The 11,535-nt window shown below is 35.7% G+C and carries 10 protein-coding genes; 5 read left to right on the top strand and 5 right to left on the bottom strand.

What is annotated here, in order from left to right; all coding sequences use genetic code 11:
• Positions 1–994: fibronectin type III domain-containing protein (locus AC1DPQ_RS10140; RefSeq protein WP_477609102.1), on the top strand; the 994-nt coding region annotated here is incomplete at its 5' end.
• A 348-nt stretch (positions 995–1,342) separates the two neighbouring features.
• Here the strand turns inward: AC1DPQ_RS10140 and AC1DPQ_RS10145 are convergent.
• The 3 genes from AC1DPQ_RS10145 to AC1DPQ_RS10155 form a co-directional block, all read right to left on the bottom strand.
• Positions 1,343–2,236, bottom strand: a complete 894-nt coding sequence (locus AC1DPQ_RS10145) for a phytanoyl-CoA dioxygenase family protein (protein ID WP_477584803.1) — start codon at positions 2,234–2,236, stop codon at positions 1,343–1,345.
• A 290-nt stretch (positions 2,237–2,526) separates the two neighbouring features.
• A complete protein-coding gene (locus AC1DPQ_RS10150) occupies positions 2,527–2,889 on the bottom strand; it encodes a nuclear transport factor 2 family protein (protein ID WP_057935321.1) in 363 nt (120 codons plus the stop codon).
• A 311-nt stretch (positions 2,890–3,200) separates the two neighbouring features.
• On the bottom strand, positions 3,201–3,890 hold the full coding sequence (locus tag AC1DPQ_RS10155; protein WP_477609104.1) for a phosphonatase-like hydrolase: 690 nt from the start codon (positions 3,888–3,890) through the stop codon (positions 3,201–3,203).
• A 1,086-nt stretch (positions 3,891–4,976) separates the two neighbouring features.
• On the opposite strand from AC1DPQ_RS10155, the gene AC1DPQ_RS10160 reads away from it, so the two are divergent.
• Positions 4,977–5,606, top strand: coding sequence for a hypothetical protein (locus AC1DPQ_RS10160; RefSeq protein WP_477585441.1), 630 nt, complete (start codon positions 4,977–4,979; stop codon positions 5,604–5,606).
• A 2-nt stretch (positions 5,607–5,608) separates the two neighbouring features.
• On the opposite strand, the gene AC1DPQ_RS10165 is transcribed toward AC1DPQ_RS10160, so the two are convergent.
• A complete protein-coding gene (locus AC1DPQ_RS10165; RefSeq protein ID WP_029274701.1) occupies positions 5,609–6,067 on the bottom strand; it encodes a MaoC family dehydratase in 459 nt (152 codons plus the stop codon).
• Positions 6,068–6,621: 554 nt separating this feature from the next.
• Here AC1DPQ_RS10165 and AC1DPQ_RS10170 point away from each other — a divergent pair.
• From AC1DPQ_RS10170 to AC1DPQ_RS10180, 3 genes are all read left to right on the top strand, one after another.
• The gene (locus AC1DPQ_RS10170) at positions 6,622–9,069 is read left to right on the top strand and encodes a TonB-dependent receptor (RefSeq protein WP_477609106.1); all 2,448 of its coding nucleotides are present in this window, start codon (positions 6,622–6,624) and stop codon (positions 9,067–9,069) included.
• 303 nt (positions 9,070–9,372) lie between these two features.
• Positions 9,373–9,813: a PaaI family thioesterase gene (locus tag AC1DPQ_RS10175; protein WP_477585931.1), complete on the top strand. Its 441-nt coding sequence runs from the start codon at positions 9,373–9,375 to the stop codon at positions 9,811–9,813.
• 100 nt (positions 9,814–9,913) lie between these two features.
• A complete protein-coding gene (locus tag AC1DPQ_RS10180) occupies positions 9,914–10,156 on the top strand; it encodes a hypothetical protein (RefSeq protein ID WP_029274704.1) in 243 nt (80 codons plus the stop codon).
• 105 nt (positions 10,157–10,261) lie between these two features.
• Here the strand turns inward: AC1DPQ_RS10180 and AC1DPQ_RS10185 are convergent.
• Positions 10,262–11,535 (bottom strand): nucleoside recognition domain-containing protein (locus AC1DPQ_RS10185; RefSeq protein ID WP_477609108.1); only part of this gene is annotated, 1,274 nt, incomplete at its 5' end.

Consider the following 11,535-nt stretch of genomic DNA (forward strand, 5'->3'; position numbering starts at 1 on the left):
CAATTATATTGATAAAACCATTATCCCTGGTCAGAAATATTATTATTATTTAGTGGTTGTAGATAAACTTGGAAGAGCTACAGAAAGAGGGATTAAAGTTTACGGCTTAGTTCATCAAATCAAACAATCAGATCCGCCAGCAAATGTTGTTGTTAGAAATGTGAATAAACATAATGTAGTTAGTTGGACAGATTACAATAACGATACCCGTGGATACTATGTATATCGTACCAATGAAGTTGGGGGAGACATGAAACCGATTACAGAAATGATATATTTTGATGAGAAAGCCAAAAGAAATTACGTTTATACCGATACAACAAGTAATTTATCACCAACAGTTGGCTATGCCCTTGTGTCTGAGAATTTAAGTAATACCAGAAGCGGTTTTTCTAAAATTATTTACCTAAGTAATCCAAATTTTCGCGTTGCGGCACCAGTTATCGTAGATTTTAAAAAAGATGGAAAAGGTATTTATCTTTTTTGGCAAGATACAACTGTTGTAAAACAGATAGCTGGTTATAATGTTTATCGGAAATCTGGAAATTCATCTTATGTTAAAGTTAATAAAACACCTGTTCTAGGCTTCAAAAATACATTTAAGGATGAATTTCTTTTTAATGATATTGAAGTGAGCTATAAAATAACTGGTGTAACTGACGCAGATAAGGAAAGCGAATTTAGCAATGAAATAACGGTAAACACAAGTCAATCGGTTTATGCCCCAAATTCATTAAAATCCTTTACTGGCAAAGATAATAAAAGCATCATTTTACAATGGCAACCCTCACAAAGCGAAGTAGCCAAATATGAAATTTATAGATATGTAAGAGGTACAGACCCAACAAAAATAGCTGATGTTAATGCAAAAGTTTTTACATACATAGATGCAAACTTCATTAAAGAAAAAAACAACTATTATTTTATTAAAACGATAGGAGTGAATGGTAAAACGTCTTTACCATCTGCAGAAACATATGTGGGTAACCGTTAAGTTAAGTAGGCAATTGTCTGGCTTAAAGAATTTAATAATTCGGGAAAATAAATTTTCGCTCAATATTCGGTCTACATTTGTAGGCCGTTTTTTATTTTTTAGCTAAGAGCACATCAATATCTGCCACTTTCTCGTAGGCCCAAAAACCTCATGCAAATTGAGCGGGAATTGTAAATACCGCCATTCTCGTGAAAACGAAACGAAAAAAAGGATATTTAAGATTCCAGATCAGATTAAAGACAAGGCAAAGCCATGAATATTCCGTGTATCAGTGCTTCCGTAGCTAAATGCAAGGTATTCCAGGTTAATTGATCAGCACATAAAGCTTTAAAAAATGAAATAGTGCGATTAAAGGCTGTCGGGAGAAAATATCAAAGGAAAAAACTGCCCTTCCATTTTATGTCCTGCACCAATAGGTTCCACTCCCTTAAGTAAGGCTTCGTCGGTATTCGATTCGGTACCGTCAGTAAATACATTTAAAACGAAAGCACTTCTTGAACGTGGTGATTTATTTTCGAACGAGCCATGAACCATTAATGGGTGGTGAAACGTAGCATATCCCTTTTTAAGTTCGATTGGGACTGGATTAAATTCTGCTTTCTGCTCTTCGGTTAAATACTGCATTAAGCCTTCCATATCCCCAGCTAAATCTGGTTTATCCAGCAAGCCCCAGTTATGGCTTTTAGGTACATAATATAAACAACCGTTTTCGGTAGTTGCATCATCTAATCCAACCCAGCAGGTTAAATGTTGCATGGGCCCGGTGCGTGTCCAATAAGAATAATCCTGGTGCCAGGCTACAACTCCTCCATGTTTTGCTGGTTTACAGAACAATTGATCGTGCCAGAAACGTACGCCTTTATTACCTAARATCTGACTGGCCGCCATCGCAAAAGCGGGATTCCATATCACATCATGAAAGCCTTCTGTAATTCGCCAGGCGCCTAAAGCATGAAATAAAACTGAATTAGGATCTGCAGATTCATTGCTGTGAAACTCATGAAACAGCCCATTTAAGGGGTGTGCAGGATCTATAATTTCTGCTAATTCCTTGTTCAACCGCTCAACTTGCCATTCCTCCAATAACTTTATATCGCTAACGTATCCAAACGTCTTAAAAAAATCAAGTTGCTCGTTGCTGAGCTTGTATTGTTCCCACTCAGAAGCTTTGGTGGGCCATTTAAATAGATCGGAAATGAGTTGATGTTTTTTTGAAAGGTCTTGCAGATTGGGTATGGTCATCAATTTTATACGGTTTATGGTTAGAAATTGCTCATTTATTTAAAGGTAATAAAACATTTTCCTTCACAGAACAGGCAAGGCAAATTTGATTCTAATTTTTTCCCGATAAGCGGTGTTTTACGATTTAATGAGCTAATGCGGTGTAACCAATTTCAGATAACAAGTGATAAATATTTAACATTGAATTAATAATCGGTCATTAGTTTTGCGGTATAAATATTTGGTTAGTATTTATAAGTTTAGGTTAGTTGATTATAAAAGCCCAGATGGATATCGGGGCTTTTTATATTTTAACCCATGCGATAGAAAAACTCGTCGGCTACGATTTTTCCGTCTTTAACCTCATAAACACAGATTTCACTCATGGCCATTCTTCCATGGGCTTTATAAGTGGCATCAATGTTCATTACAATAGCAAAATGATTGTCTGCTACAATTGGTTCTGAGCACGAAGAGCTATGTATCTCTTCAACACTTTCTTCCCATTGTATGGTTTTCTTTTTAACGGCATCTTTGCCTTCTGTTAATTCCATTGGCGAGCCTTTTGGCTCTTTGCTTACAACGTTATCGGCGTAAAGTTCATCAATGGCTTGTTCGTGTTTGCCTTCACGGCAAAGCTGCACCAGTTTGTCAGCTACTTCCTGTGTATTCATATGCTTATATTTAGTTGTGATCTAAGTTATCTAAAAATAAACGCTTTACCTGGTTAAAAGGTTTTATGTTTAGGTTGAAGTACTAATGAACGATTGCAGCATCAAAATTCGTGATAATTAGTCTTGCGTAAATAGAAATGCAATCACATCTCGACCGCAATATTCCAAAGGAATCCCTTTAGAGGGCTTACCATRATTCTAATTTAAAGGCTTCTGGTATAATACCAGGAGCCTTTTATGTTTAATTACAATCGTTTGCCCCATTTGTATGTTAGCATATACGGTTGTAATTATTTAATCATTTCAATTATTTAGTTGTGCTTGGTTACCATAGCATAGATTTCCATTAAATTGTCTATTACCGCGTCAGGTTTAGCTTTTTCTAATTGTTTCTGTGTATGTGCGCCTGTGGTAATGCCAATGCTTAAGCCGCAACCTGCATTTTTACCTTCTTCAATATCAATACTTGAATCTCCAACCTTAACAACCGATTTACCATCGGTAAGACCATGCTGTCTCATTGCCAATAAAATCATATCAGGTTCTGGTCTGTTTTGGCCGACCTCAGAAGCAGTAACGAGTGTATCGAATTCGGTACCTGCCTTCCAACCCAGTCTGCTCAGTATAGCCTCTGYGGTAACCCTGTCGTAACCTGTATTAAGTACCAAAATTATTCCTTCTTTCCGAAGTTTTTCAAAAAGTTCAATCGAACCAGGTTGAGGTAAAATTTCCTCAGTTTCATACGCCAGTTTCAGTTTGCCAATAAATTTTTCATATATATCGAAGACCATGGCTTCATCAAAAGAACCTTCGTAAGTTTTAAGTACCGATCTGATTGCTTCTTTCTTTTCCTTTCCTGCTGCAACAGCAAGAACCTGATCAAGGGAATATGAAAAACCAGCGACATTTATTGCATCCATTAGGGTTTTGTAAACTAGGTTGTTTTCGTTCACTGTAGTGCCAGCCATATCGAATACTACCATTTTAATTTCAGGGTACATCTGCTTTCTATTAAATTGGATAAATTAATTTTTTGAACTTTATCGTCAAATATACTATCGGTAGTTTTACTAAACAAATGTTTAGCAATAGTTAACATTTAGGTTAACATTTATTTACTTTAGCTAAACACTAAAAGTCCATTTGTGTATTATTGTTTGGTCATTAATAAAGGATGGACAAGAATAGCTAGATTTCAATTAACAGAAAAAGATAAATATGAAAAATACAATCTAATTAGTTGCGAATTTACATTGCTCAAAGAAAGTATTCAGAAAAACCATTTAACTTAAGAGGTTAGCGGGGCGTTAATTGTAAAATCGAAAATATCAAAATTACTTGGATCATCTTGTGCATTCGCCAGTACGATAGGCCGTTAGTAGTTCTAAAATAAATGTGCGAAAAAAGCGAAGGCACGCCTGCACATGCAAGATTTGATTAGTTTGAGAATAGGATATTTTACGTGGATCATTAAAATATCTTTGGTTTTTTAGATATTGATCATGTGATAATCAGTATGGTTTGTTTTAAATTATAAATCTTAATATAAAAATGTTGTTCGTTTCTAAAATGATGCACTTCTATTTTTTTTATCGGTCCTGAATATGATTCGTATGTAATATAATCACCCTCCCGGAGCGTTTGAAGCTCAGCACGGCTGGTCCATCTTTGTATTCTCATATTTGTGATAAACTGGCTCCTATAACAGGATCAACATTAAGGATTGCTGAAAGAGAGCGCCCTTTTTAACAGGATTTTCACCCGTTATTTGTCAGTATAGCTTTTATTTACTCACATAGAACATATAGTTATACTAGTTTTGCGCATACGTTAAAATGGTTTTTTTGTTACGGTAAAATAATCATCTAAAAAAACGTTTTTTGTAATTCGGTAACTCGAATAATTTTATAAAAATCGAAATTCTACCCACATGTTTTAAATGTAGGTAATCATTAAAACAATATAATTGCTGGCAAGAATATACTTTTCTACAGCACAGCTTAAATAAATGTAAAGTAAATTGTTCGTCAATTGTGAAGTGCAATAAACCGTTAATTCCATAATTTGCATTTGATTAATTGTTGGATATGAAAAATAAAATTTTGCCTTTTTTGGGGGTTATTTTATTCATTTGTTTTAGCTGTAACTCAACTAAGAATCTGACGGCTTCTCATGCTATCAGTACAACTGCTGAGCAAATAAAGGATGGCAACCAGTTAATTGATTCACTTTTAGCCGATCGGTTCAGTTACAACAAAGCGCTGATTGAAGATGGTTTTAATTCAAAAAAACAGCTTCCAAAACCCACAGCAATTATTAACAATACTCCGCTCAAAACCATTTCGTTCAATGGCTTAAATTATTTAGTTAAGGATGATAAAGTTGTTGACATTAAAGGACTTAAGTTATCCGCGTCAGCACTGTCTATAATAACCGAAAAGTTAGCATATTTAGATCAGATTCAGTACAATTGTTGTGAAAAAGCAAACCTGGAATACCAACAGAAAAATCGCGATATGAATGCCATTAAAACACTGGATCGTCAGTATTTTGCAGCACTGAATACCTTAAAAAATATCATTTCAAGCATAGCCACCGAAGCCAGAAAACGGGATGCATCTGTATCGATAGAAATGTCGCTAGCCAAAATCAAGTTACCCGATATCAAGAATCCCGATATGAAAACTAAGCGTAGTTATGTAGCCAAAATTGAATGATATCAGATGAAGTGGTACAAGAATACAACATCGCCCACATATGCTGGTTTGGGTTGGTCTTTAATCACAAGCGTTGCTTGAATCGTAACTTTAGTTATTCCCCTCAAATTGCTAATGCAATTTAATTTTGCTTTTAATTGCACTTCGCTATCCACTAAAACTGCCTGACCAAATTTAAAACGTTCAATACCATAATTGATCTCCATTTTAATATTACGTACATCCGCAATCTGTTTCCATAAATAAGGAATTAAGGATAAGGTTAAATATCCATGTGCTATTGTTGCCTTAAATGGCCCTTCATTTTTAGCTTTTTCCGGGTCGGTGTGTATCCATTGGTGATCTAAGGTTGCATCGGCAAATTTATTAATCTGTTCTTGGTCTATGGTATGCCATTGAGAAACACCTAGTTCTTTACCTAGATGTGATTCATACTCTTCGAAATTATTAATCACCAACATATATTCTGTTTATAAGATTAGTACTGTTTAAAACTCCTTTAGGCATAACAATCCTTCAGGTATTATAGTTTTATTCACTCTTTAGTATTCAATTATAATCATAATAACGGTGTATTTGCAGGATATGGTTGAAAATATTCAAAAGATTTTTCTGTCCATTTTGCATTGATTTATGAACAGCAAGTGCAGGTTGTTTATAATCAGCTAGATAAGCATTATCGCTGTTTACTCAAAATCGATTAAATTTTAAAAAAAAGAAGTAACTGGAAGCAAAGGATGCTAACCTGGCCAGTGGGCTAATAAATGGCGCTGGAGGAAATGTAGTATGAGATGGAGAATGTAAGAGGAGAGATGTAAAATGGATGATGGATGTCTTGCTAACTATTACTCGGGTTCGAAAATAAAAGCGCTTCACTCAACGCTAAGTACTTTTATTTTTTGTTTAAATGTTTTGATTTTAAGGTTGTTAAATATTATCTAAATATTTAATTTGATATATTTAAATTAAAATTTAGATTTGTCTAAAATTATATTTAGACAAATCATTTCTGTTCATGAAACCATTCTTACTATACTGCTTCTGTTTTTTTATATCGCTAAATGCCATCGCGCAAAAAGTTATGGTTAAAGGTTTGGTCACCTCCCAAAATGAACCTGTAGAAAATATCACCATTAAAATTTTAGGATCTAAGGGATCCACCAAATCAAATATTTCGGGTACCTATCAATTAGGTGGTATTCCATCCGGAAATTATGACCTCATTTTTTCGGGCATAGGTTATCAATCCAAAAGAATCAAAGTAACGCTAAACGGAGATACTGCACTGGTTAACGCTGATCTGTTAAGCTTAGCATCTGATTTAGGCGATGTGGTAATTACCGGGGTTAACCGGGCCACACAGCTGCGTAAAAGCCCTGTACCTATTGCGGTCCTCTCGAAAAAATCAATGGATCAAAATGTGAATACTAACCTGATCGAAGCTATTGTTAAAGGCGTTCCTGGAATTACAGCTGTTACCACGGGGCCAAATGTTTCTAAACCCTTTATTAGAGGTTTGGGGTATAATCGTGTGTTAACTTTGTATGATGGTTTACGGCAGGAGGGCCAGCAATGGGGCGATGAACATGGTATTGAGGTAGATGAATATGGTATTACCAGGGCCGAAGTTGTAAAAGGTCCGGCCAGTTTAACCTATGGTTCTGATGCCTTAGCAGGTGTAATTAATATGATTCCTTACAGCCCGAATTTTGAAGATGGTAAATTGAAAGGCGATTTTACAGCAAATTACCAAAGTAATAATGGCATGATCGGTTCGTCGCTCGGATTGGCCTACATTAAAAACGATTGGAAATATACGTTTAGGGCGACTGGGAAAACAGCACATAATTACCAAAACAAAATTGATGGATTGGTTTACGGAACAGCTTTTAGAGAATACAATCTATCTGCCAGTGCCAGAGTAGATAAAGCCTGGGGTTATTCTAAAACTGCCGTTACCTATTACGATAATTTAATGGAAATTCCTGATGGTAGCAGAGATTCTTTATCACGACGATTTACCAGGCAGGTTTTAGATAACGGAGATGATATTAAAAACAGGCCTATTGTGCCTGAAAGTGATTTGAATACCTACTCCATTAATCCCTTACATCAGCACATTCAACATTACCGATTTTATAACACCAGTCAGTTTAAATTTGGAACGAGTGATTTAAATTTATTGATTGGCGGACAGCAAAGTGTAAGGAGAGAATATAATCACCCAACATTGCCAAGTCAGGCCGGGCTTTATGTAGTGTTAAACACTTTTAATTATGATCTTAAATACAACCTTCCAGATTTTGCCGGTATCGAAAGTACCATTGGAGTAAATGGTATGTACCAGGGAAACAGGAGCAAGGCTGCTACCGATTTTCCCATTCCCGATTATGATCTTTTCGATATCGGTGCTTTTTATTTTGCAAAGAAATCGATGGKTAAAATCGATGTTTCCGGAGGAATCAGGATAGACAGAAGAAATATACACTGGAGTGATTTTTATGTAGGTACCAATGCACAAACAGGTTTTGGTAAACAGGTGAGCTCGACTGATGCCACTGGAAAATTGCAATTCCCTTCTTTTGATAAAAACTATTATGGCTTGTCAGGAAGTTTGGGTTTAACCTATAACATTTCTGAAAAACTGCTCATTAAAGCCAATATTGCCAGGGGRTACCGTGCACCAAACATTACAGAAATCGGTTCAAATGGATTAGATCCCGGTGCGCACATTGTGTATTTGGGCAACAGGACTTTTAAACCAGAGTTTAACCTTCAGGAAGATATAGGCGTTATTGCTTACTTAAAAGATGCTGAAATAAGTATGGAACTGTTTAATAACAATATTCAGAACTACATCTATCAATCGCGCTTGACCGATGCCAATGGGAATCCAGTGGTTATAGTTCCTGGAAACCTAACTTATCAGTATCAGCAGTCGAAAGCAAGATTATATATTTCGGTAAATCTACATCCTTCAGCKATGAAATGGTTAAGTTTTAACAATAGTTTGGCTTACGTGGTTGGGTTGAACCAGAATCAGGAATTATTAAATAAACATGGTAAGGAAGCTAAATACCTACCCTTTATTCCGCCATTGCAGGTGAGAACAGAGATCAAGGCGACCGCTCAAAAGGCTATAGGCATTTTTGATAAGCCTTATATTAAAATTGATGCTGCTTTTTTCGCTGATCAGGATAAATTTTATGCTTTAGATAATACTGAAACCTTTACGCCAGGTTATACCTTAATCAACGGAGGAATAGGATCAACACTGAAAACTAAAAAAGGAAAGACCTTATGTGATATTTTTCTTCAGGCAGATAATATTTTCAATATCGCATACCAATCAAATTTAAATCGATTAAAATATTTCGAATATTATAACCCTTCGCCAAATGGCAGATCAGGAATTTACAATATGGGCAGGAACTTAAGTTTTAAAGTTATTATTCCGATTTAAGGATGGATAATGTAAGATGAAATGGTTGATGGATCATAGTTGATAGTTAATGGCTTATGATCAATAAAATATCTGCAGATGGAAATGTAGGTAATGGCTATAAACTATTGACCAAAAAACCATTGACCATAAGCTTCTAATGGGAACTATAGCACGGTTATATAATCATGTTTTAGGGTTAAATGTTTCGTTTAGGAAATGGGAGGTATTTATATCTTCCATTTTCTTTTGCCATCAAACCTTTTTTCTACCAACCGTTCCACCTTACGGACTAATAAACTATTTTGCCTATTTTTACCCTATATGGAACCCTCTTTAAACGAACAGCGTTTAACTTTTTTAAGGCAATCAATTGGCAAGGTAATTACCAATTCGCCGTCTAACTTTATGAACTGGCTGGCTCCTGTTTTAGTTAAAGCAGAGTACGGTATGTTGGTTTGCCAGTATACCATCCGTAAAGAAATGACCAATCCTTATCAAATTTTACATGGTGGTGTAACGGCAGGCATTATTGATGATTTAATTGGTGCAACGGTTTTTACAATGGGACTGAACGAACGTTATACCACCGTAAATAACTATGTCGATTATTTTGCCCCTGCAAGCGAAGGAGATGAAGTAATCGCCGAAACATCAATAGTGAAAAAAGGACGCACGATATTAAATCTGCAATGCGAGATATTTTTACCTTCAAAAAAGCGTTTAATAGCTAAAGGCTACTCGAATATGTTAAACATAGGTTAAGCCTTTCCTTGTAGTTTAAGAATTAATTATTAATTCCTTTAAATTAACGAAACATTCTCGTTTATAATTTGTTGTAAATTAACCAAAAATATAATGAGCCATGTTAGAAAATTATTCCACCCTGCAATTCATTGTTAGAGGCAAAATTTTTAAGGGATTTTGCATGCGTATTCAAGATGATTTTCATGAAACTTATGCCGTTGTTTTAGATGGCTATCATTCTTTTTGTATCTGGCTGGATAATAAAACAGAAAAATGGTGTGCTTCGAAAAACGTAGCGATTGATCCTGATGCTATTGATGAAATCATTAACAGGATATCTATCCCACAACAATCTTGCTAATTTATGTTTCCCCAGATTTAGAAAATAGCTGTAGATTAATGTTTTTGCTTTTTGACTACACACCCAGTTCTGTGAACTTTGTGCCCTTCTGTCTGTAGTTAAAAACTACGCAAAAAACATATAACTAAGCACTATAGCTGTACAAACCCCAACTAAATCAGCCAATAACATCGAACCGATGGCATAACGTGTATTCTTTATACCAACAGAACCAAAGTAAACCGCTACTACATAAAAAGTAGTATCAGACGCACCCTGAAAAACACCCGATAATTTACTGGCAAATGAATCTGGTCCGCTAGAAATCATAGTGCTTACCATCATTCCTCGGGCAGCACCACCACTTAAAGGCCTGATCAAAGCTGTGGGCAGCGCATCAACAAATTTGGTGTCGGCTCCAAAAAACACAAACATGTTTTTAATCCCGCTCATGATTACATCAAAAGTTCCACTGGTTCTGAGCATGCTTACCGCAACTAAAATTCCAACTAAATAGGGGATAATTTTCAGTGCAGTTTCAAATCCGCCTTTGGCGCCATCAATAAACGCATCAAAAACATCAATTTTTTTATATAGTGCACCCAATACAATCAATAAAAAGATCAATAAAATTATTCCACCGCTTAATAAGCCTGAAAATGATTTTATGCTTTCTGCATTTAACTTACTTACGTACCAAACCAGTAAACCAACCACTGCCGAGATACTTAATACCCAGGTAATGATAACGGGTTGAAGTAGGTTTATCTTTTGTTTAAAGGATACAATGAGCATGGCGGCCATGGTACCAACAAAAGTTACAATCAAACACGGAATGAAAATATCGGTTGGGTCTTGCGCATTTTGGGTTGACCTAATGGCAATTACACTAACAGGAATTAAGCATAAACCTGCGGCATGCAAGCATAAAAACATAATCTGCGAATTGCTGGCAACATCCTTATTTGGATTAAGCTCCTGCAAACTTTCCATCGCCTTTATACCAAATGGAGTGGCGGCATTATCTAAGCCTAATAAATTGGCTGAGAAATTCATGATCATGTGCCCCATAGACGGATGTCCTTTTGGAATTTCAGGAAAGAGTTTTGAAAAAAAAGGGCCAATAATTCTGGATAATAAACGGATACCACCTGCTTTTTCGGCGATGCTCATTAACCCCATAAATAAAGCCAGTGTTCCAATTAATTTAATGCAAAGGTCAACCGCAATCCAGCAGGTTTCGATAATGCCGTCTAATTTTAAAGGGTTTAAGGGATCGGATGATTTACCGATTACCATCCAGTTAAAAATATCGCTATGTCCGAAAAAGAAACATTTAATACTTGCTACTACAATAGCCACGATAATAAATGCTGACCAAATTCTGCTTAATGCCATTG

The organism is Pedobacter sp. 01T416_2 (assembly GCF_056398925.1).

What these genes read in the sequence shown, in the direction of transcription:
- AC1DPQ_RS10150 (WP_057935321.1), bottom strand. Translation starts at nt 2,889, where the DNA reads ATGAATACACAGGAAGTAGCTGACAAACTGGTGCAGCTTTGCCGTGAA.
- AC1DPQ_RS10160 (WP_477585441.1), top strand. Translation starts at nt 4,977, where the DNA reads ATGAAAAATAAAATTTTGCCTTTTTTGGGGGTTATTTTATTCATTTGT.
- AC1DPQ_RS10165 (WP_029274701.1), bottom strand. Translation starts at nt 6,067, where the DNA reads ATGTTGGTGATTAATAATTTCGAAGAGTATGAATCACATCTAGGTAAA.
- AC1DPQ_RS10175 (WP_477585931.1), top strand. Translation starts at nt 9,373, where the DNA reads ATGGAACCCTCTTTAAACGAACAGCGTTTAACTTTTTTAAGGCAATCA.
- AC1DPQ_RS10180 (WP_029274704.1), top strand. Translation starts at nt 9,914, where the DNA reads ATGTTAGAAAATTATTCCACCCTGCAATTCATTGTTAGAGGCAAAATT.